Here is a 23,587-nt window from a genome sequence, read left to right on the forward strand (position 1 = left end):
TCTTTTCTATTGACTATAGTATATAACAAAAACAGCATATAAAAAAGCCTAATTGTAAAAACAATTAGGCTTTTTTTAAGAACTTTTTTCTTGCACATCTTTAATGAGTACTCCCCTTGGTTTACTACCTTCATAAGGACCTACTACACCATTCATTTCCATGGCATCAATTAAACGAGCTGCTCGCGTATATCCTACCCTAAATCTACGTTGTAACATAGAAACAGATGCTGTTTGCATTTCTACTACAAGCTGAACCGCTTCATCGTATAATTCATCTTCTACTTCCTGCTTTGTTTCAGGAACATCTTGTGGAATCATATCCTCTTGATATTGCGCTTTTTGCTGCGCAATAACAGATTCTACGACTCTCTCAACTTCATCATCTGATAAAAACGCCCCCTGTACACGAACAGGTTTCGATGCACCAATTGGTATGAACAACATATCTCCACGACCTAGCAACTTCTCTGCACCACCACCGTCAAGAATCGTTCGAGAGTCTATTTGGGAAGATACAGCAAATGCAATACGCGATGGAATATTCGCTTTAATAACACCCGTAATAACATCAACTGACGGACGCTGAGTCGCAATAATTAAATGAATACCAGCAGCACGTGCCATTTGTGCTAAACGCATAATCGCATCTTCTACATCCGAAGAAGCAACCATCATTAAATCAGCTAACTCGTCCACAATTACCACAATATATGGTAATTCAGGTTGTTTCGCTTCCGATTGGCTATTATGTTCTTTAATATAATCGTTATACCCTTCAATGTTACGCGTACCGCTATGCGCAAATAATTCATAACGACGCTCCATTTCACTCACAACTTTCTTCAAAGCCTGTGACGCTTTTTTCGGATCAGTTACAACTGGTGTTAATAAGTGCGGAACACCGTTATATACATTTAACTCTACCATTTTCGGATCAATCATCATTAATTTTACTTCATGCGGTTTCGCACGCATTAAAATACTTACAATAATTCCATTAATACATACACTCTTTCCACTACCAGTCGCACCAGCTACTAATAAATGGGGCATTTTATTTAAACGTGCCAATACAGCCTCTCCTGTAACATCACGTCCAAGACCGATTAATAACTTCTCTTCTGGGTGGTTATTCGCCTTTGAATCAAGAACTTCTCTCAGCGTTACCATAGAAACTTCTGAATTCGGAACCTCAATCCCTACAGCTGATTTCCCGGGAATAGGTGCTTCAATACGAATGTCTTTCGCTGCTAAAGCAAGCGCCAAATCATCACTTAAACTAACAATTTTACTTACCTTTACTCCCATATCAGGATACACTTCATACTTCGTAACTGCAGGACCTCTATGTACTTTTGTTACTTTCGCTTTCACACCAAAACTTTGGAATGTACGTTCCAATTTACGAGCATTTTCATAAATTTCCGCATTTTCATTTGTAACTTGCTTATTTTGGGGAAACTTTAATATATCAAGCGAAGGAAGCTTATAATCTTTATTTTCCACATTAGAAAATTGCATAGGAGGTGCTTTCGTTTCACCTTCTAGCGATTCAACGATTTTTTCTCCTCGTTTCTTTTGAGATTGTTCTTCTGGCGTAGGTGGAACTGCCTCTTCAATAAACGGAGGAGTGATTAAATCATTTTCTTCTATCTGCTTTTCCGTCTCTTCACTTACTGGATAATTCTCAGTAAAATTTGAAATAATTGGTGGACCAATTTCTATTTCTTCTACTGGCTCAATAGCTTCTTCTTGTTCAGCAACACGTTCACGTCTCTTGCTTCTTGTTGTTTTTTTCTTTTCAGTTTGCTCGGCGACCCTTTGAGATTTCCAATCTTTATAATCCCCTTGCATTACTTGAAATTGACTTCTAAGAATTCTCCCTACCGGAGCAAGTACTTCTCCAATGTGCTTATTTGTTATACAAAGTATTCCAAGAATAACTAAAATAATTCCAATGATATATGCCCCTACTTCGTCAAATAAGAAGTAGCACGTTGCGAACATCAGTGCACCGAACATACCACCACCTAAATGAACACTATCCGGGCCCTTTTTCATTTCAAGGAAGAAGTAATCTTTTGTACTAACAATTACAGAAGTATTTTGCACAGCTCCATCTTTCGTAAGAAGGTTAAATAATGTAATATGACTAAACATTAATATTGCTAGTACAATTAAATAAACACCTATTAACCGTTTATTTAAAAGGTTTGGCCATCCACGCTTTATTACAAATGCAACAGATAAAGCTATTACACCTAACACACCAATTATGTACCACTCACCAAAGAAGAAGCGAAAAAATAACACAAACGATTTACCTACAACACCTAGCTGTAAAATCGTAATAATTGAAAGTGCAAAAAGAGTCAACCCGACGATTTCATAATACAAAGTTGGCTTTATCGTACGTCTTGCCTTTGCCTTCGTCCCTCTTTGCTTTTGTTTTGCCATTTCTTCACCTCGTGTTCTAAAAATTAAGTACAACTTCCTTATAAAAAAGTTCTACTTATATGTCTTTCTCTCTATTTTTCAGGTCTTTATATCTTCTATTTTTACACTTCTTGTAAAATGTTAAATAAACAGAAGAAAGCAGCCTACTCATGGCTGCTCAACCGTCTTGTTTTGTATATTATACCATAGCTCCTAAACAAAATCCTTCTTTTTGCTAAAAGGTAATTTTCTGTCCAGGCTCAAAATCTAGGTAGTGAGACGGATTCGTACTTAATACACGTACAATAGAGTAACATTGATTATCCTCCTCAGAAACCACTAATTCCACGCCATTTATATTCACAACTTTTTGGCTTTCGCATTGTGAATAATCGGCCGGATACACAAGTTGCTCCGGCATAATTGTATATAAAATCATTGTAGCATTGTCCCTTCTGCACTATTATCCATGCGTTCATCAATTAATTCGTTTAATTTTCGAAGTGCGCTACCAATACCACCGACACCATCTATAAGACCATACTTCACTGCATCTCCACCTATTACATTCGTCCCAATATCTCGCGTCAAATTCCCTTTTGCAAACATAAGCTCTTTAAAACGATCTTCCGTTACTTTCGAATGCTTTGTCACAAATCGAATGACTCTTTCTTGCATTTTATCCAAATACTCAAATGTTTGCGGCACACCTATAACAAGACCTGTTAAACGAATCGGATGAATTGTCATCGTCGCTGTTTCGGCAATAAATGAATAATTAGTCGAGACCGCAATCGGTACACCGATTGAATGCCCTCCTCCTAAAACAAGAGATACAGTTGGTTTTGAAAGCGAAGCCACCATTTCAGAAATCGCTAACCCAGCTTCAACGTCACCTCCAACTGTATTTAATATTAACAGTAAACCTTCAATTTTTGGATTTTGTTCAATCGCGACAATTTGCGGAATGATGTGTTCATATTTTGTTGTTTTATTTTGTGGTGGCAACTGAATATGACCTTCCACCTGCCCAACAATTGTTAAGCAATGAATACGCGATTCATTCATTTGTGGTACATTCGTCTGTCCAAGTTGCTGAATTTTCTCCACTATAGAAGCCTCTTTTGGAACTTCTTTCGGCTCAGCTTCTTTTTCTTCATTTGTATAACGATCACGTTCTGTCATATCGCATCCCCTTTCACTCGTATATAACTATTATTTCTTAAGTTATAAATTTCATTCGATAGGGTTAAAAAAGAAAAAGATCACCTGTAAAGGTGACCTTCTTTATACTTCCATAATAATCGGTAAAATCATTGGCTTTCTCTTCGTTTCTTCGTACAAGAACTGGCCTAATAATTCACGAATATTTTGTTTCAACATAGACCATTCAATTGTATACTCTTTAATTGATTGTTCAACAATCATACGTACAATATCTGTGGATCGTTCGATTAATGCTTCTGATTCACGAACATATACAAAGCCGCGTGAAATAATTTCTGGACCAGAGATTATTTTCTTTTCATCCTTACCTAGTGTTACAACAACAACTAAAATTCCATCTTGAGATAACATCTTTCTATCTCGAAGAACGATGTTACCGACGTCACCTACACCTAATCCATCAATTAAAACATTGCCAGCTTGCACTTTACCAACTAATTTTGCTTCATCGTCACCAAAAGCAATTACATCACCTTTTTCTACGATAAAGATATTCTCTCTCGTAATACCTACATCTTCCGCTAAATATGCATGTGCTTTTTGCATACGAAACTCACCATGTACGGGTACAAAATACTTCGGCTTCATTAAATTTATCATCAGCTTTAATTCTTCTTGGCTACCGTGACCTGAAACGTGAACTTTTCTTTCACCGTAATAAATAACCTCAGCACCAGATCTAAATAACAAGTCAATAATTTTTGATACAGATATTTCATTTCCTGGAATTGGAGAAGCTGCAATAATAACAGTATCACCTTTACGAATTGAAATTTGTTTGTGAGCTTGCTTCGCCATTCTAGAAAGGGCTGCCATCGGTTCCCCTTGACTACCAGTCGTTAAAATAGCTACCTTTTTTTCCGGGAAATTGTCTATTTCTTGTAATGAAATAACCATACCTTCTGGAACATCTAAATAACCAAGACGTCTTGCAATATCTACCACTTTTACCATGCTACGTCCTACTACTGCTACCTTCCTTCCAGTTTCAGCAGCTGCATCAAACACTTGTTGAATACGATGTACATTGGAGGCAAATGAAGCAACAATAATACGTCCTTCTGAACTATAGAATACTTTAGAAATCTCTATACCAACTTCTTTTTCCGAACCTGTATAACCAGGACGTTCAGCGTTTGTACTATCAGATAACAAGCAAAGCACGCCTTCATTTCCAATTTGCGCCATTTTCCCAATATCTGCTCCACTATTTCCGATTGGAGTTTGATCAAATTTAAAGTCTCCTGTATATACTACAGCACCTTTTGATGTATGGAAACAAACACCCACAGAATCCGGAATACTATGTGTTGTTCCGAAGAATGACACAGTTGTTGAATTAAACTCTACTGTTGAATTCGAGTCAATTGTTTTTAAGTCTACACGGCCTAACATTCCTGCTTCGCCAAGCTTTTCTTGTATAAGTCCTACCGTTAATTTCGTCGCATATACTGGAATAGATAATTTACGAAGCACATAAACAATTCCACCAATATGATCTTCATGACCATGGGTAATAAATAGTCCTTTTACTCGCTCTTGATTTTCTACTAAATATGTAATGTCAGGAATAACAATATCAATCCCAAACATTTCATCTCCCGGGAACATCAATCCTGCATCTACAATAAAGATTTCAGAATCAATTTCAACACAGTACATATTTTTTCCGATTTCACCTACTCCGCCAAGCGCAAATACTTTAACAGACTCATTCTCTTTTCTCTTCATGTTGTTGCCTGGTTTAAAAATCTTGCAAACACTGATTTCACTAAAATTGCAGAGACACCAGGGGAAACTCTACAACCACCATATATTCACCGTCCAAGACGAATGTCCTTACCGTTATGCGATATCATGTCCTTGTTAATTTTTTAAACCAGGTTTCACCTCTCTTTCATTATATAAATCAAATATCTTATTCGATATGATATGAAAATTTCATTGAATCGTAATTTTTACCAATTTTGCTAAGCATACCCGTACTAAGCTACTTAGCCATATTATACCTGATACAAGAAATAGAACACAAGTTAAATTATGCGAAAGACAAGAGAAGACGCTAAAGTGAGGCTGTAATTTTCGGGGGGGATTTTCATATCATACTCACTATTTTTCCTACGTAATAGGAGTTTAATGGAAAAATATTCATGTAAGTTCTTTACATAAACATGAAACGATATTCACTAAAAAAATCTTATCTCTGTAATCCGTTTCTAACTAATCCTACACTCTGCCATCGCCTTCTTATTACAGCCTATTAACTATAGCTAATTTTCACCACTTACATATAGTTAGTCAAAATAAAAATGACCTAGTTTCACACTAGGTCATTTTTATTAACGAGGAATAGATTGCATTACAGATTGTAACGTTACTCTTTCTTCTTCCGTTAATGGAAGAAGTGGTAAACGTACAGAACCTACATCTAATCCAACCATTTGTAATGCTGTTTTTACTGGTGTTGGGCTTGGCGCCATAAATAGTGCATCCGTTACTTTTACTAGTAATTGATGTAATTTCTGCGCTTTTTTGAACTCTCCAGCTTGGAATGCAGCAATCATTTCTTGCATTTCATTCCCGATAACATGAGATGCTACAGAAACAATACCTTTTGCTCCAATTGCCATAGCTGGTAATGTTAAACCATCATCACCGCTGTATACTGCAAAGTCGTCCGCTGTTTTTTCAATGATTTCTGTCATTGTTAACACATCGCCGCCTGCATCTTTAATCGCAACAATGTTTTCTATTTCTGATAAACGAACAACTGTATCAACGGAGATTTGTACAATAGATCGCCCTGGAACATTATATAGCATTACCGGAAGCGGAGTACTTTCAGCGATTGTTTTAAAGTGCTGGTACATCCCTTCTTGACTCGGTTTGTTATAATACGGTGCCACTAGCATAACTGCATCAACACCAACTTCAGTTGCCTTTTTTGTTAAATCAACAGAAGCATGCGTATTATTGCTACCTGTTCCAGCGATTACGGGCACCCTTTTATCGACAACAGATACGACATGGCGATATAACGCTACTTTTTCTTCTGATGTTAATGTAGGAGATTCTCCAGTCGTTCCTCCTACCACGATTGCTGTTGTACCGTTATCAATTAAATAATTTACCAATTTCGTTGTCTTTGCAAAATCGATATTATCGTTTTTATCAAACGGTGTTACCATCGCGGTTGCAATTGTCCCAAAATCTATCATGATCTCACTCCTTATTGTTCCAGTTGCTTTTCTTTTGAAAGCTCAAATGCACTATGTAATGCATTCACAGCCTCCACTAAATCGGCTTCTTTTACAAGAACCCAAATTGTCGTATGACTATCTGCTGATTGCAGAATTTGAATACCTTTTTCCGCTAAAGCTGTGACAATTTTCGCTGTAACCCCTGGAATACCTGCCATTCCAGCACCAACGATAGAAACCTTCGCACAATGCTCTGTCACAACTGGATCATATCCAAGTTGCTTTAAAACCTCAACTGCACGCGCTGATACACTATCCTTTACTGTGTAAGCTACACCGGTAGGAGAAATGTTAATTAAGTCCACACTAATCCCTTCATTAGCCATTTCTTTAAACACGTGTTGTTGTAAATCATATGCAGTTTCTTTTGCAAGCACTTTAATTTGCGTTACATTTGACACATGGGCAATCCCTGTAACAGGACGCTCTTCTACATCCTGCCCTTTTGTAGCACCATCATATGCCGCAATAAGCGTACCTTCACTATCAGAATACGTAGAACGTACACGAAGTGGTACTTTTGCATGCATCGCAATTTCAACCGCACGCGGATGAACAACTTTCGCACCTTGATAAGCCATGTTACAAATCTCGTTATATGTTACAGTTTGAAGATGACGCGCATCTTTTACGATACGAGGATCCGCAGTCATAACACCTTCAACATCTGTGAATATATCGATATATTCAGCATGAAGCGCAACACCTAATGCTGAAGCTGAAGTATCACTACCTCCGCGGCCAAGTGTTGTCGTATCTCCATTTTTCGTTTGACCTTGGAATCCAGTAACGACGATAACATCTACATTTGCTAACTCTTCATGTATACGATCGCAATTCATTTCAATAATCTTAGCATTCGTAAAGTCATTATTCGTTACAAAACCAGCTTGTGCACCATTTAATGCTGCTGCTTTTATACCATTCTCATTCAACATGTTAGAGAAAACAATTGCTGAGATTAATTCTCCGCATGATAATAATAAATCTTGCTCGCGTTTAGAAATATTAGATTCCTCTTGATTTACAAGACTTAATAACGTATCAGTTGCGTACGGTTCACCTTTACGGCCCATTGCTGATACGACAGTAACTACTTTATAACCAGCAGCTAACGATTTTTTTATATGGTGAAGCGCATGCTTACGCCCATTGTCATCACGTACTGATGTTCCACCAAATTTTTGAACAATAATTTTCATATTTTGCACCTTCTCTTAGCCGTTTACACTAATTGTAATTTTACTAAGCGCTCTGCAATTTGAACAGAATTCCATGCAGCGCCTTTTAATAAGTTATCAGATACGACCCAAAGATGGAATCCTTTATCATTATTTAAATCTTTACGGATTCTTCCAACGAATACTTCGTTTTTACCTACTGCAGTAGCTGGCATTGGATATAACTGCTCTGCTGGATTATCTTGCAGTACAATACCTTCTGCATTTGCAAGTAAGTTTTTCATTTCTTCTACTGTTACGCCTTCTTTATCTACTTCAATGTACACAGACTCGGAATGACCCGATACAACTGGTAAACGTACACATGTCGCAGCTACTTCTAATTCAGGCATATGCATAATTTTTTTCGTTTCATTAATCATTTTCATTTCTTCAAATGTAAATCCATTATCTTGGAATTTATCAATCTGTGGAATAGCATTAAAAGCGATTTGGAAATGCTTTTCGTCACCTGATACAGGTAAAACATTCGCCTTTACTTCTTCGCCATTTAAGATTGCTTGTGATTGTTCATGAAGTTCTTCAATAGCTGCCGCACCAGCACCTGATACAGCTTGATATGTGGAAACGATTACTCGTTTTAAACCATATTGCTGGCGAACTGGCTCAAGAGCTACTACCATTTGAATTGTAGAACAGTTTGGATTTGCAATAATACCATTATGTTCTTTTAAATCATTTTCATTTACTTCAGGTACAACAAGTGGCACGTTTTCTGTCATACGGAATGCACTTGTATTATCAACAACAATTGCACCGCGCTTTGCTGCTTCTGGCGCTAATTGTTTCGATACAGATCCACCTGCACTAAATAGTGCAATATCTACTCCTTCAAAACTTTCAGGAGTTGCCTCTTGAACTGTAAATTCTTCGCCTTTAAATACAAGTTTCTTACCTGCAGATCGTTTAGATGAAAGTAACGTTAACTTCCCAATTGGAAATTCTCGTTTCTCTAAAGTATTTAACATTTGTTCACCAACTGCGCCGGTTGCTCCAACTACAGCGACATGAAAAGTTTTTTGCTTTTCCATCACTATGCCCCTTTCTAGATACCAATCCTTCTATAACTTAGAATTAGAAGGAGCTTACAATGCCCCCTCTAATCTTAATAACGTTAATTTTATCATATTCTACAGTAAGAATGATGGTTTCAACAAAAATTGTACGTTTTTTTTCGTTTTTTAATTCATATATCTGAATTTTTCTACAACAACAGGTTGTAATTGTTTTCCTTGTAACGCTTCTAATACTGTATCTTCAAGTAACTCCATACGAGCTACCATTGAGTTCGGTTTTTTCTCTGGTGCATCTTGGCCGAATGGTACGAAGTAGATGTCTTTTGTAGCCATTAGGCGCATTAGATTTACCCCATTTAACCCTAAAGCATCATTCGTCGAAACAGCTAACACAACAGGCTTTCCATTTCTAAGCGTCGCTTTTGCTGCCATTAATACTGGAGAATCTGTCATCGCATTCGCAAATTTACTCATCGAATTTCCAGTTAAAGGAGCAATCACCATACAATCTAGCGGGATTTTTGGTCCGAGTGGTTCTGCTCCGACAATTGAATTAATTGCTTTAAACCCTGTTATTTCTTCGATCTTTTTAATCCATTCTTCCCCTTCGCCAAATCTAGTATTTGTTGATTGGACAGTATAAGAAACAACGGGACGTACTTCTGCACCTTCTGCAATTAACTTCTCTAAATGCGGCATAACTTCTTCATACGTACAATGTGAGCCTGTAAATCCGAAACCAATTCGTTTCCCCTTCAAACTCATTTCTCATCCTCCTCCTTTGCGATTGCATCTGCTATTAATAACTGAGAAAGAACATTCGCTAATATTTGTCCTGCTGTTTTCGGTGCAACAATCCCAGGAAGACCAGGTGCTAATAGTGCCTTCACTCCACGCTTCTCCGCATAGCGAAAGTCCGTGCCACCTGGCTTAGAAGCTAAATCAATAACTAGCGTATGAGCTGGCATTTTTGAAATAACATTCGCTGTCACAACGAGATGCGGAATTGTGTTAATAACAATATCGATATTACCTACTTCTTTCTCTATGTCTTGCATATGAAAAGGAGAAAACATCATTTCTGTAATACGAGCAATATGTTCCGAACGTCTTGCTCCAACTTTGACATGTGCTCCTAATGATTGAAAGGCTCTTGCAACACTCATACCAGTTCTACCAAATCCTAAAACCATTACATTCGATCCATGAATTGTGTAATCAGTATGTTGAATAACCATCATTAGTGTACCTTCTACGGTCGGAATAGAGTTATAGATTGCAACATCATCACGATCAAATAATTTTACAAGTTTGCGATTTGTAGTAGATACGAGATTTTCCAAGTAAGGTGTACCAATACCTGAATATATAGTAAAGTTTTCTGGCGTCTTTTCAATTTGTTCTTTCGTTATGGAAACTTTTTCATTTGAAAAAATAGTATCTACTTCTCCTTTGGCATTCGTCCCTGCAACCGGCAAAATAATCGCATCTAAAGAAGTGAAATTTAAATCTTGTATACTTTCTTTTGCTGCCCCTGTGAAGCCATGGTCTAACTGTTCAAACCCTATTAATGAAAGTTTTGCGTCCAGTTCGACTAGCTTGCGAATTACTTCTAGCTGTCGTGCGTCTCCTCCTATGACAGCAATATGCATCTCAGTCAACATTCTCTAATTCACCTTCTTTTTCTTTCATTTATAAGAAAAATGCCTACTTTTTCTTTTTCCTCCACATCATATGTAATGTACGGGTTTGAGGTGATTGAAAAACAAAAAGCACACGTGATTTAACTTCTTTATCCCGCTATTTGCGAGGAGTAAGACTGCCTCCTCAAAATTCGGCTGAAACAAAGAAGTTAGGAGGCAGTCACAGGCTGCTCGTAAAAGCCTTCACTTTATATAAAAATAAAAAAAGACAACCAAAATGGTCATCTTTCACTCCGATCTTGAATGGTTCGTAAGATCACAAAGTATCATATCATTTCCCACCTTCTTAATTTTGCTCCACTCTACTCTCACTTCTTGCTGTTCTCTTTTAAAACCTCCCCATTTCCCAGTAGGTATAATAAGCGCTTGTATTTGTCCATCTCTCTCATCAATTTCTAAATCTGCATGACCTAAAACTCCCATTTTTTCTGCTCTTTCTAAATCCATAATCTCTTTGCCACTTAATTCACTTAAACGCATTAAATCTCCCCCTATCCTACTTTTCATGAAGGTTATCCTATAATAAGTACCTATTCTGCATATATAAAAAAAATAACCGTATCTCATATAAAAGAGATACGGTTATTTCCGAAAGCGAATGAATTACACAATCGATTAAAGTTTCATTCCTTTTGGCAGTTTTCCATCTGGACTAATAAGTGCCGCAGAGAATTCATCGGTAAACATATTGCGAATTAACTCGTCTACATTTTGCTTTGTTACAGTGTTTACACTTTCAATAATCTCATCAAGAGAACGATGTTTACGAAGAAGCAATTCGTTTTTACCATTACGGCTCATACGACTATTCGTACTTTCTAAACTTAACATTAAGTTTCCTTTTAATTGTTCTTTACTGTTAACAAGCTCTTTTTCTGTAATACCTGTATTTTTCAACGTATTTAACGTTTCTTGCATTGTTTCATACAGTGTATCTAACTGTTTGCTACCTGTTCCACCGTAAAGTGTTAACATTCCTGTATCTTCATAAGAAGAGTGATAAGAGAATACTGAGTACGCCAATCCACGTTGCTCACGTACTTCTTGGAATAAACGGCTACTCATACTACCGCCTAAAACATTATTTAATACAATTAGGTTATAAATATCTTCGTGTCCCATTTGCAAGCCTTTATATCCTAAACATAAATGAGCTTGTTCTGTTTCTTTCTTACGTGCTACTTTATTGAAATGGAAGATTGGGCTATGTACTTGTTCACGATTTGTTGTTCCTTCGTAATTACCAAAATATTGCTCTACAGTTTGTAAAAATGCTTCATCAATATTTCCTGCAATTGATACAACAACATTTTCAGGTGTGTAATGATCTTTCATATATTGACGTAACGTATCACCTGTAAATGTTTCAAGCGTTTCTTCTGTTCCTAAAATAGGATATCCAAGCGGATGTGTTTCATATGTTGCTTTCGTTAACATATCATGCACAATATCATCTGGCGCATCTTCGTACATTTTTATTTCTTCACATACAACATTCTTCTCTTTTTTCAGTTCTTCCTCATCAAATGTTGAATTAAAGAACATATCTGCTAAAACATCTAACGCGTATTTAGCATGCTCATCTAGCACTTTCGCGTAGTAACATGTATATTCTTTTGAAGTAAAAGCATTTACTTGTCCACCAATGCTATCAAATGATTCTGCAATCTCTCTTGCACTTCGCGTTTCTGTCCCTTTAAAGAACATATGTTCCAAAAAGTGTGAAACCCCATTATTTTTTTCATTTTCATTTCTTGAACCTGCGTGGATCCATATACCAATCGCAACCGAGCGTACAGTTGGTATATTCTCCATAACAATTCTTACACCATTTTTACACGTATATTTTTTAATCAAAAACTTTCCTCCTAATGCCAGTTTCTCTAAATAATTGCTATTATTTAATGATAACAAGTTTAGAGATGAATGTCATGCAAATGTATTTAATCCACACGTTTTTCATCTAGTAATTCTGTAATATTCCCCACTTTATATCCTTGTTCCTTTAAATTTTTAATCATAGTATCTAGCGCTTCTGTTGTAGATGAAGTAGGATGCATTAGCACAATAGCACCTGGATGTATTTTTCGCATTACTCTCTGCAATAACACACCCGGTTCTGGCCGCTTCCAATCAATTGTATCTACAGTCCACATAATCGTCCCCATTTGGAAATCATCCGCTATTTTTACTACCTCATCCCGAAAGCTTCCGCTTGGCGGAGCAAACCATCTCACTTTCTGATTTGTAGCTGCTTCTATCATTCGATTCGTTTTTTGTAATTGATCTCGTATTTCATCTGTAGACAGCGTTTTCATATCAGGGTGTGTGTAAGAATGATTTCCTACTTCTTGATTTGCATCGACAATCATTTTGGCAAATCGTAAATTTTCTTTCACCCAGCGTCCTTCTAAAAAGAAAGTCGCCTTCACATCATGTTTTTTCAATACCTCTAATATACGTGGCAAATACTCATTACCCCAGGCCACATTAATTGTTAATCCCACCATTTTTTTATTTGGATGTCCTCGATAAATGGGAGCTGGTGGTAAATCTTCTAAGTGAACACTCGGTGATACTTCCTTAAATTCAAGTTGTTTTTGATCAAACTTCTTGATTTTCTTCATATTATTATAGGACGCTTCTATATCCACTTGTTTTCCATTATACCCAGGCGTCGCCTTCCAAATCTTATCAATCATCGCATTTTGCGGCATAATCTCGTACTGTTTTACATGTTTTTGAATCTCTTCATGCAAGTTATCCTGCGCAAAAACGGAATAAGAGCCAAAACCCACATATAAAGAAAATATAAATATGTACGCTAATATACGAGCTTTCATATAAACCCTCCCATTAACTATAAAAAAGAAACCATTTTCTTCTTATCTTTGTTAATTTGAGCGTTATGATGAAAACTATACCTATACTCACATAAAAATCTAAATGAATCACATTTTTTACATAACAAAAAAAGCCAGCTAAACTGGCTTTCACTTATTGTTGCTCTTGTGCGTTTTCTTCTTTAGCTGCTTCTTCTTTAGCAGCTTCTTTTTCTTGCTCTTCTTTTAGCAATACTTTTCTAGATAAGTTTACACGACCTTGTTTGTCAATCTCGATAACTTTAACTGAAATCTCATCACCGATTTTCACAACGTCTTCTACCTTACCTACACGCTCAAGTGCAAGTTCAGAGATGTGAACAAGTCCATCTTTACCGCTAAATAATTCAACGAACGCACCGAATTTTTCAACACGTTTAACTTTTCCTAAGTAGATTTCGCCTACTTGTACTTCGCGAACGATATCTTCGATAATTTTCTTCGCTTTTTCATTCATCTCTTGATTAATTGATGAAATGAATACTGTACCATCTTGCTCGATGTCAATTTTAACGCCAGTTTCTTCAATGATTTTATTAATCTGTTTACCACTTGGTCCAATAACATCACGAATTTTATCTGGGTTAATTGCCATTGTAATAATCTTCGGAGCATACGCAGATAACTCAATGCGAGGTTCAGCGATAACAGATAACATGTGATCTAGAATGTGCATACGACCAACTTTCGCTTGTTGTAATGCTTCTTCTAAAATCTCACGAGATAAACCATCGATTTTAATGTCCATTTGTAGTGCAGTTACACCTTTTGCAGTACCTGCTACTTTAAAGTCCATATCACCTAAATGATCTTCCATTCCTTGAATATCTGTTAAAATTGTGTAATGCTCACCAGATTTCACTAGACCCATTGCAATACCAGCAACTGGCGCTTTAAGTGGTACACCCGCATCCATCATCGCTAATGTACTACCGCAAATACTCGCTTGTGAAGTTGAACCATTTGATTCTAATACTTCAGATACAAGACGAACTGTATATGGGAAATCCTTTTCAGATGGAAGTACAGGTTCAAGAGCACGTTCTCCTAGTGCACCGTGACCAATTTCACGACGACCTGGTCCACGCATTGGTCTTGTTTCACCAACACTAAATGAAGGGAAATTATAATGGTGCATAAAGCGTTTTGACTCTTCTACACCTAGACCATCTAAAATTTGCACATCGCCTAATGCACCTAATGTACAAATACTTAATGCTTGCGTTTGTCCACGTGTGAATAGACCAGAACCATGTGTACGAGATAAAATGCCAACCTCTGATGCTAAAGGACGAATTTCGTCACCTTTACGACCATCTGGGCGGATTTTTTCAACTGTAATAAGACGACGTACTTCTTCTTTTACAATTTTATATAAAATCTCACTTACTTGTCCTAATGTATCAGCATCAGCTTCCTCAGCTTCGTAATGCTCAATTACACGCTTTTTCACTACGCTAATTGCATCTTCACGTGCATGTTTTTCGTGCACTTGAATTGCAGAATGCATATCTGTCTCAGCCATTTCACGTACAGCTTGGTTCAAATCAGCATCCACTTCATAAAGTTTCACTGCTGTTTTCTCTTTACCGACAGCTTGTACAATCTCTTCTTGGAATGCAATTAGACGTTTAATTTCATCGTGTCCGAACATAATTGCTTCTAACATTGTTTCTTCAGGTACTTGATCCGCTCCTGCTTCAACCATGTTAATTGCATCTTTCGTACCAGCTACAACAAGGTGCATATCACTTTGTTCTTGCTGTTCTACTGTTGGATTAATAACGAACTCGCCATTAATACGACCAACTGTCGCGCCTGCGATTGGACCTTCAAATGGAATATCTGAAATAGATAATGCTAATGAAGAACCAAGCATAGCTGCCATCTCAGAAGAACAGTCTTGATCAACACTCATTACGATGCTGACAACTTGTACTTCATTACGGAAACCATCTGCGAAAAGTGGACGGATTGGACGGTCAATTAAACGACTTGCTAAAATTGCTTTTTCACTTGGACGGCCTTCGCGCTTAATAAAACCGCCTGGGATTTTTCCGACTGCATATAAACGCTCTTCATAGTTTACTGTAAGCGGGAAGAAATCTACATTTTTTGGCTCTTTTGATGCAGTTGCTGTAGATAGAACTGCTGTGTCGCCATATCTTACTAATACTGCTCCGTTTGCTTGTTTTGCAAGCTGACTTGTTTCAATTGTTAGCTGACGACCAGCTAAATCTATCGAGAAGACTTGCTTTTCCTGACTCATTTAAGTACCCCTCTCAATTTAAAATATTCAATTCTTCTATGTAAATGGATAGTATATCACAATATTCTTTCCTCTAGTATTGCCGAAAATTAAGTAAGCTATAAAGAGTAGAAGATATATTTTTACCTAACAAAAAAGCGGGAATATTCCCGCTTCTTTGACTATCGACGTAAGCCAAGCTTTGTGATTAATTCACGGTAACGTGTGATATCGCTATTACGAAGGTAAGTAAGTAAGTTACGACGTTTACCAACCATCTTTAATAGACCACGACGTGAATGATGATCCTTCTTGTGAGTACGTAAGTGCTCGTTTAGAGTGTTAATTTGCTCCGTTAGGACAGCAATTTGAACCTCTGGAGAACCAGTATCAGTCTCATGAGTTCTAAATTGTGCAATGATTTCATTTTTACGCTCTTGTGTTAAAGCCATCCTATTTCACCTCCTAATAATTAAACCCCCAGTTACCTAGCAAGCATCGGTGAGTCGCAATGCCAAGTAATGGTTGTCATAAAGTACATAACATAGAATACTACTTTTCATTTGAAAAAGCAAGTATATTCTTTACGCTCGCAAAATATTCTTGGGCAACCTTTTTATCTTGAGCGATTTGCGCAACTAACTCATCAATTCCATTAAACTTTTTTTCTTCTCTTATACGCATGTGCCACTCCACTGTAACACTTTGATCGTATATGTCTTTATTAAATTCAAATAGATGCACTTCAATAGATAATTGACGCTCATTCTCTTTGAAAGTTGGTTTATATCCGATATTACATACACCATCATGCCATTCATCATGAACCTTCAACCTTACCGCATATACACCTACAGATGGCAACAGATATTCATCACTTAAACCTACATTTGCAGTTGGAAAACCAATTTGACGTCCACGCTTATCACCGTGTACAACTGTTCCTTCTACCGTGTAAGCTCTCCCTAAAATAGATGGAATTTGTTCCATTTCACCGTTTCGAATTAACTTTCGTAATGAAGTAGAACTTACTTTTTCTTCTTGATATTCAACTTTTTCGATCACGGTTTGTGTAAACTCCCCTCTTGCATGAAATGGTAAAGTCTCCATCTTCCCTTTTCCTAAACGTCCATATGAATAATCAAAGCCTGCTACTACATGCTTTACATTTAAACCGATAATATACTCATCGACAAACTGTTGTGGCAATAATCCAGCAAATGACTCATCGAATTTCACCACATATAAGATATCAATTCCTAAACTTGCGATGATTTCTTCTTTAAGACGCATCGGTGTAATATACTCCACATGCGCTTCTTTTTTCCCTAATACAACAGATGGGTGTGGATGGAACGTCATGACAGCACTTTTACATCCTCTTTCATCCGCTATTTTTTTCGCTGTTCGAATCACACGTTGATGTCCTAAATGAATGCCATCAAAATATCCTAATGCCATTACAGTAGGTGGTAATTCTATTTTATTTTGTTCATGTGGATGAGTTAAATGAATAAGTTTCACGCTTGAATTCACCTTTTTCTGTAATAATCCTTCCAATAATTCATTATAGCTTTAGTTCTTGATTATTCACAAGTACTTTCATTGGCTTTAGCATGCCAGGGTGTTTTGGGTGATGCTCATAAATTGCTAAGCAACTATCATTTTTATCAAATACTGTAATAAATGGTGCTGTTGTTTCTAATTCATTCTTTAAGAACATGCCATTCTTTATTTTTTCAGCTTGCTTTTCATCTACAACCATTTTTGGAAACTTACTTAGCGCCTCATCGATTGAGATGAAAATAGACTCTACTGTTCCATTTTGCACGCTTTCTTCAATTTCTTCAAATGATATGCAATCTTCTAGTAAAAATTCACCAGATGCTGTTCTTACAAGGTGAGACATATGTGATGGAAATCCAAGTTTTTCACCAATCATTACTGCTAGTGTTCTTACATATGTTCCTTTACTACACGTTACACGGAAACGAAATGAAATGTTTTCTCCTTCAAAAACTTCACGTTCATCAAGTAATACAAATTCATGAATTGTAATTGTACGAACTGGACGTTCAACTTCTTGTCCTGCCCTTGCATATTCGTATAGTTTTTTTCCGTTAACTTTTACAGCTGAGAACATCGGTGGCATTTGTTCAATTGTCCCTGTTAGTTCCGCTAGTACCTCTTCTACTTCTTTACGTGTAATGACACGATTTACATCTTGTTTCTCCACAACTTCACCAGAAGCATCTTCTGTTGTTGTTGAAAATCCTAATGTCACTTCACCTTCGTATGTTTTTGTTTCACTTGTCAAAAATTGCGCGATTTTTGTTGCACGCCCAACGCAAATAGGTAATACTCCTGTTACATCTGGATCCAGTGTCCCTGTATGACCAATTCGTTTCTCACGCAATATCTTTCTTAATTTGAACACACAATCATGTGATGTCATTCCCTTTGGCTTATGTAATAATACTACACCTTCCATATATTCACCTCATCGTTATTCTTTTGTAGTAATTGCAATTATGCAAAACTTATTTTACATGGAAAAAATGGATAGACAAATGTCTATCCATTATTCTTCACGTTTACCGTCTTTATTAATTTGATGTAAAAGTGTATCAATTCGATGACCATATCCGATAGACTCATCAAACTCGAAGGAAATTTCCGGTGTTTTACGAAGACGAATACGTTGGCCAATTTCTGAACGAATAAAGCCTTTTGCCTTCGCTAAACCTTTTAATGTATTTTCTTTCTGTTCTTCGTCACCTAAAACAGAAATATATACTTTAGCAATTTGTAAATCTCCACTTACTTGTACATCTGTTACTGTAACAAATCCAATACGTGGGTCTTTAATTTTACGACTGATAATGTCGCCTAATTCTTTTTTCATTTGCTCGCCCACACGGTTCGCACGTAATTTCATAACTCTTCACCTCATTCAATACCATTCCAAATGTGTTATCGTACGTTCAATTTCAGGAAATGAATCGATATACTCAAGTACACGATTCATTTCTTTTTCACAGACAACACGATTTGAGGATACGGAAACAATTGCAATTTCTGTACGTTGCCATACATCTTGATGCCCAACTTCAGAAACAGCTACATTATAGCGCTGTTTCACACGAGTTAACACACGTTGCAAAATTGCTCGTTTCTCTTTTAAAGAATGCACATCGTAAATCATACACTCGAATGAGAGTGAAGCGATAATCATCGCTTCACTTCTTCCATAACGTATGCTTCAATGATGTCCCCTTCTTTAAGATCATTATATCTCTCAATTGTAATACCACACTCATAGTTTTGTGCAACTTCTTTTACGTCGTCTTTGAAACGTTTTAACGTATCAAGTTTTCCTTCGAAGACTACTACGCCATCACGGATAATACGAACGCCACTATCACGTGTGATTTTACCGTCTATTACGTAACAACCTGCGATTGTTCCAACTTTTGTTACTTTGAATGTTTGACGAACTTCCGCTTGACCGATTACTTTTTCTTCGAATTCTGGATCCAGCATACCTTGCATTGCTGATTCAATTTCTTCGATTACTTTATAGATAATACGGTGTAAACGAACATCAACTTTCTCTAATTCAGCTGTACGCTTCGCATTTACATCAGGGCGTACGTTAAATCCAATTACAATTGCATTAGATGCAGAAGCTAAAATAACATCAGATTCTGTAATCGCACCTACGCCTGTATGGATAATTTTCACTTTTACGCCTTCAACATCAATTTTACGAAGTGACGCTGCCATTGCTTCTACAGAACCTTGTACGTCTGCTTTCACAATTAAGTTAATTTCTTTTACATCGCCCTCTTGGATTTGTTGGAATAAATCTTCCAGGCTGAATTTAGATTTCTCACCACGTTGTGCAACTAACGCTTCTTGTGCACGTGATTCACCGATTTGACGAGCTTTCTTCTCATCAGCGAATGCCATGAAACGATCTCCCGCTTGTGGCACTTCATTTAAACCTGTAATTTCAACAGGAGTTGATGGACCAGCAACTTTTACACGACGACCAATATCACTTACCATTGCACGAACACGACCGAATGATGTTCCAACAACAATTGGATCTCCAACTCGAAGTGTACCGTTTTGAACAAGTAATGTCGCGATAGTTCCTTTACCTTTATCAAGCTGTGCTTCAATTACAGTACCAGCTGCATAGCGATTTGGATTTGCTTTATATTCTTCTACTTCACTCACAAGAAGGATCATTTCTAGTAAGTTGTCAATTCCCTCGCCTTGAATCGCAGAAATTGGTACGAAAATCGTGTCTCCGCCCCAAGCTTCTGGAACTAATTCATATTCTGTTAATTCTTGCATTACACGATCAGGATTTGCCGCTGGTTTATCCATTTTATTCACAGCAACAATAATTGGTACTCCAGCTGCTTTCGCATGGCTAATCGCTTCAACTGTTTGTGGCATAACACCGTCATCAGCTGCAACAACAAGAATTGTAATATCTGTTACTTGTGCACCACGAGCACGCATTGTTGTAAATGCCGCGTGACCTGGTGTATCTAAGAACGTAATTTTCTTATCATTTACATCAACTTGGTATGCACCGATATGCTGAGTAATTCCACCAGCTTCGCCAGCAGTTACTTTTGAATTACGGATAGAGTCAAGCAATGTTGTTTTACCATGGTCAACGTGTCCCATAATTGTAACAACAGCTGGACGTTCTTTTAAGTTTTCTTCATCATCTTGCTCATCGATGAATGTTTCAAATTCAGTTTCACTTACAACTACTTCTTCTTCTACTTCAATACCGTAATCAGTTGCAATTAACTCAATTGTATCTTTATCTAAGTCTTGGTTAATTGTTGCCATAATTCCTAGCATGAAGAGCTTTTTAATAATTTCAGATGGCTCTTTGCTTAACTTTTTAGCAAGGTCACCTACTGTAAGGCTTCCAGAGAAAGTGATTTTATCTGGCGTTTCTACTATTTGTGTTTGTTGTCTTCCAGCAAAGTTATCTTGACGTTTGTCTTCATTTGCTTTGCCTTTTTTCTTATTCTTATTGCTGTTCTTTTTACTGCGAACAACTTTCTCTTCTACTTCAAACTCATCTGCAACAGAAGGTTTTTCTGCTCCAGTGTTATATTGATTATCTAATTTGTTTACTACTTCATCTTCTAACATTGTCATATGATTCGAAACCTCGATATTCATCTCTTTTAGTTTTGTCATAAGATCTTTACTTGAGATATTATTTTTTTTTGCATATTCATGTACTCGAATTTTACTCATACCTTCACCCCCGGTAATTTGTATCGAGCATGCTACGTAGCTTTTTCGCAAAGCCTTCATCTAACACAGCTACGACGACTCGCTCGTCTCTCCCAATCGCATGCCCTAATTGTTGTCGATTTTCGACTTTTCTCATTGGTATGTTGTAGTACGTGGTTTTATCAATGATGCGTTTTGTAGTGTTCGCTGACGCATCTTCAGAAAGCAATACTAGCTTTGCTTTGCCACTTCGTACTTCTTTTAAAACGAGTTCTTCACCCGAAATAATTTTTCGAGCGCGGTTTGCTAGTCCTAAAAATGATTTCCAATCAGACACTTATTTCGACTCCTTCTCAACAAGCTCAAGAAGCTCTTCGTACAGAGAACTGTCGATTTTCGCTTTTAGATGATGTTCCAAAATGTTTTTCTTTTGAGCTTGAATAATGCTTTCTTTATCTTTTGATAAATATGCACCTCGTCCTGATTTTTTTCCTGATAAATCAATAGACACTTCGCCCTCTTTGGAACGAACAATGCGAACTAGCTCTCGTTTTGATTTCATCTCTTGCGTCGCAATACATTTTCGTAACGGAACTTTTCGATTGCTCATACTCATCACCTCTATTCGATTTCGTCTTCAGCTGAATCGAATCCGAATGCGATTACGTTATCTTCTTCTGTCACAATACCAAGTTGTTTCGCATCAGACTCACTTTTAATATCAATTTTCCAGCCTGTTAATTTAGCTGCAAGACGCGCATTTTGTCCACGCTTACCAATCGCTAATGAAAGCTGGTGGTCTGGAACAACAACAGTTGTTGCTTTCTCTGCTTCATCTACAAGTACTTTAACAACCTGTGATGGACTTAAAGCATTTGCAACATATTCAACTGGGTCATTCGACCAGCGAACGATGTCAATCTTTTCACCTTTTAGTTCATCTACAACGCGTTGTACACGTTGTCCTTTTGGTCCTACACAAGAACCTACTGGATCAACATCGATATTCTCTGCATATACAGAAATTTTAGAACGGTCGCCTGCTTCACGTGCTACAGAGCGAATTTCTACAGTTCCATCATAAATTTCTGGAACTTCCATTTCGAATAAACGTTTTAAAAGACCAGGATGTGTACGTGATACGTAAATTTGTGGTCCTTTTGTTGTCTTTTCTACTTTTGTAATAAATACGCGAATACGATCATGTGGTTTATATTGCTCATTTGGCATTTGCTCACTTACAGGTAATAAAGCTTCTACTTTACCTAAGCTTACATAGATGAAACGAGCATCTTGGCGCTGTACAATACCAACCATAATGTCTTCTTCACGATCACTAAATTCTGAATAAATAACACCACGTTCCGCCTCACGAACTCGCTGTGTTACAACTTGTTTTGCAGTTTGCGCTGCAATACGACCAAAATCTTTTGGCGTTACTTCAATTTCTAGTACATCGCCATCTTGGTAGTTTGGATTAATTTGTCTTGCCTCTTCTACAGAGATTTCAAGACGTGGATCAAATACATTATCCACAACGTCCTTACGTGCTAAAACTTGAATTGTTCCCACTTCTGGGTTAAAGCTCACACGAACGTTTTGTGCTTGGTTGAAATTGCGTTTATAAGCAGAGATTAATGCTGCTTCAATCGCATCAATAATAATATCTTTACTAATACCTTTTTCTGACTCTAATACGAGCAAAGCATCTAACAACTCAGTGCTCATGAAGATCCCCCTTCTTACTAAAACGTAACAGCAAGTCGCGCATTTGCAACTTTATCCATTGGAATTTGGATTTCTTTTTTACGTGTTTTAATTGTTAATAGTAGTGTAATTGTAGTACCGTCGTAGGAAAGTAGCTTTCCTTCAAACATCTTCTCACCATCAATCGGCTCATATGTTTTAATTGCCACTTGTTTTCCTACCGCTTGCTGGAAGTCTTTCTCTTTCTTTAATGGGCGTTCCGCTCCAGGAGATGATACATCCAAAAAGTAAAGATGAGGAATTGGATCCTCTTTATCTAAAGCTTCGCTTAAACGTTCACTTACCGCACCGCATTCTTCAATGTCGACTCCCTTTTCAGAATCGATGAATACGCGTAAGAACCAGTCTTGTCCTTCTTGCACATACTCTACATCTACAAGTTCAAGATTTAACTCTTCAACGATTGGCTGCGCAAATGCTTCTACAACTTCTGTGACTTTCTTATCCATAAACAGCCTCCTTCCTGCCGCCATGTACCATTTACAAGAAAAGATCCCGTTCATAAAGACGGTCTATCTTATTCTTTC

23 protein-coding genes are annotated in these 23,587 nt (G+C 37.2%); all 23 read right to left on the reverse strand.

The features are described from left to right. Window positions 1–75: 75 nt before the first annotated feature. Window positions 76–2,460: a DNA translocase FtsK gene (locus tag MHB76_RS17790; protein WP_002160753.1), complete on the reverse strand. Its 2,385-nt coding sequence runs from the start codon at window positions 2,458–2,460 to the stop codon at window positions 76–78. A gap of 214 nt (window positions 2,461–2,674) precedes the next feature. Beyond that, window positions 2,675–2,878 carry a YlzJ-like family protein gene (locus MHB76_RS17795; protein WP_002111349.1) on the reverse strand — a complete coding sequence of 68 codons (204 nt, stop codon included), beginning with the start codon at window positions 2,876–2,878 and terminating at the stop codon, window positions 2,675–2,677. Then, window positions 2,875–3,624, reverse strand: a complete 750-nt coding sequence (gene tepA / locus MHB76_RS17800) for a translocation-enhancing protein TepA (RefSeq protein WP_002146116.1) — start codon at window positions 3,622–3,624, stop codon at window positions 2,875–2,877. The genes MHB76_RS17795 and tepA overlap by 4 nt, the downstream gene beginning before the upstream one ends. 102 nt (window positions 3,625–3,726) lie before the next feature. Further along, window positions 3,727–5,397 (reverse strand): ribonuclease J, encoded by a 1,671-nt coding sequence (locus MHB76_RS17805; RefSeq protein WP_002199548.1) that lies wholly within the window; start codon window positions 5,395–5,397, stop codon window positions 3,727–3,729. 608 nt (window positions 5,398–6,005) lie between these two features. Continuing rightward, the gene (dapA, locus tag MHB76_RS17810) at window positions 6,006–6,884 is read right to left on the reverse strand and encodes a 4-hydroxy-tetrahydrodipicolinate synthase (RefSeq protein WP_002160752.1); all 879 of its coding nucleotides are present in this window, start codon (window positions 6,882–6,884) and stop codon (window positions 6,006–6,008) included. Window positions 6,885–6,895: 11 nt separating this feature from the next. Then, window positions 6,896–8,128: an aspartate kinase gene (gene dapG / locus MHB76_RS17815; RefSeq protein WP_002160751.1), complete on the reverse strand. Its 1,233-nt coding sequence runs from the start codon at window positions 8,126–8,128 to the stop codon at window positions 6,896–6,898. 23 nt (window positions 8,129–8,151) lie between these two features. Then, window positions 8,152–9,198: an aspartate-semialdehyde dehydrogenase gene (gene asd, locus MHB76_RS17820; protein WP_002014577.1), complete on the reverse strand. Its 1,047-nt coding sequence runs from the start codon at window positions 9,196–9,198 to the stop codon at window positions 8,152–8,154. Between the two features lie 150 nt (window positions 9,199–9,348). Continuing rightward, window positions 9,349–9,948 carry a dipicolinate synthase subunit B gene (dpaB, locus tag MHB76_RS17825; RefSeq protein ID WP_002111357.1) on the reverse strand — a complete coding sequence of 200 codons (600 nt, stop codon included), beginning with the start codon at window positions 9,946–9,948 and terminating at the stop codon, window positions 9,349–9,351. Beyond that, window positions 9,945–10,847: a dipicolinic acid synthetase subunit A gene (dpaA, locus tag MHB76_RS17830; protein WP_002160749.1), complete on the reverse strand. Its 903-nt coding sequence runs from the start codon at window positions 10,845–10,847 to the stop codon at window positions 9,945–9,947. Before dpaA ends, dpaB begins: the two co-directional genes overlap by 4 nt. Before the next feature lie 267 nt (window positions 10,848–11,114). Then, window positions 11,115–11,366: a YlmC/YmxH family sporulation protein gene (locus MHB76_RS17835; protein WP_340987297.1), complete on the reverse strand. Its 252-nt coding sequence runs from the start codon at window positions 11,364–11,366 to the stop codon at window positions 11,115–11,117. A 135-nt stretch (window positions 11,367–11,501) separates the two neighbouring features. After that, window positions 11,502–12,743, reverse strand: a complete 1,242-nt coding sequence (locus tag MHB76_RS17840) for a M16 family metallopeptidase (protein WP_002111360.1) — start codon at window positions 12,741–12,743, stop codon at window positions 11,502–11,504. An 86-nt stretch (window positions 12,744–12,829) separates the two neighbouring features. After that, window positions 12,830–13,729, reverse strand: coding sequence for a polysaccharide deacetylase family protein (locus tag MHB76_RS17845; protein WP_002111361.1), 900 nt, complete (start codon window positions 13,727–13,729; stop codon window positions 12,830–12,832). A 154-nt stretch (window positions 13,730–13,883) separates the two neighbouring features. Further along, window positions 13,884–16,037, reverse strand: a complete 2,154-nt coding sequence (pnp, locus tag MHB76_RS17850) for a polyribonucleotide nucleotidyltransferase (RefSeq protein ID WP_002111362.1) — start codon at window positions 16,035–16,037, stop codon at window positions 13,884–13,886. Between the two features lie 161 nt (window positions 16,038–16,198). Then, window positions 16,199–16,468 (reverse strand): 30S ribosomal protein S15, encoded by a 270-nt coding sequence (gene rpsO, locus MHB76_RS17855; protein WP_001229392.1) that lies wholly within the window; start codon window positions 16,466–16,468, stop codon window positions 16,199–16,201. A 100-nt stretch (window positions 16,469–16,568) separates the two neighbouring features. Further along, a complete protein-coding gene (ribF, locus tag MHB76_RS17860; protein WP_078172937.1) occupies window positions 16,569–17,540 on the reverse strand; it encodes a bifunctional riboflavin kinase/FAD synthetase in 972 nt (323 codons plus the stop codon). Window positions 17,541–17,583: 43 nt separating this feature from the next. Continuing rightward, complete coding sequence (gene truB / locus MHB76_RS17865) at window positions 17,584–18,507, reverse strand: tRNA pseudouridine(55) synthase TruB (RefSeq protein WP_002160743.1); 924 nt, start codon at window positions 18,505–18,507, stop codon at window positions 17,584–17,586. Between the two features lie 90 nt (window positions 18,508–18,597). Then, entirely contained in the window at window positions 18,598–18,954 is a 357-nt protein-coding gene (gene rbfA, locus MHB76_RS17870) for a 30S ribosome-binding factor RbfA (protein ID WP_002146104.1), read from the reverse strand. Between the two features lie 15 nt (window positions 18,955–18,969). After that, complete coding sequence (locus MHB76_RS17875; protein WP_002088157.1) at window positions 18,970–19,251, reverse strand: DUF503 domain-containing protein; 282 nt, start codon at window positions 19,249–19,251, stop codon at window positions 18,970–18,972. Then, complete coding sequence (gene infB / locus MHB76_RS17880) at window positions 19,248–21,314, reverse strand: translation initiation factor IF-2 (RefSeq protein ID WP_002111364.1); 2,067 nt, start codon at window positions 21,312–21,314, stop codon at window positions 19,248–19,250. The genes MHB76_RS17875 and infB overlap by 4 nt, the downstream gene beginning before the upstream one ends. Window positions 21,315–21,318: 4 nt before the next feature. Further along, window positions 21,319–21,630 (reverse strand): YlxQ family RNA-binding protein, encoded by a 312-nt coding sequence (locus MHB76_RS17885; RefSeq protein WP_001286519.1) that lies wholly within the window; start codon window positions 21,628–21,630, stop codon window positions 21,319–21,321. Next, on the reverse strand, window positions 21,631–21,903 hold the full coding sequence (gene rnpM / locus MHB76_RS17890; RefSeq protein ID WP_002088161.1) for an RNase P modulator RnpM: 273 nt from the start codon (window positions 21,901–21,903) through the stop codon (window positions 21,631–21,633). It lies immediately after the preceding gene. Window positions 21,904–21,914: 11 nt separating this feature from the next. After that, a complete protein-coding gene (gene nusA / locus MHB76_RS17895) occupies window positions 21,915–23,021 on the reverse strand; it encodes a transcription termination factor NusA (RefSeq protein ID WP_002111366.1) in 1,107 nt (368 codons plus the stop codon). 17 nt (window positions 23,022–23,038) lie between these two features. Beyond that, complete coding sequence (rimP, locus tag MHB76_RS17900; RefSeq protein WP_000359098.1) at window positions 23,039–23,509, reverse strand: ribosome maturation factor RimP; 471 nt, start codon at window positions 23,507–23,509, stop codon at window positions 23,039–23,041. Window positions 23,510–23,587: the final 78 nt, after the last annotated feature.

The organism is Bacillus sp. FSL M7-1345 (assembly GCF_038006985.1).
Classification (GTDB): Bacteria; Bacillota; Bacilli; order Bacillales; family Bacillaceae_G; genus Bacillus_A; species Bacillus_A cereus_U.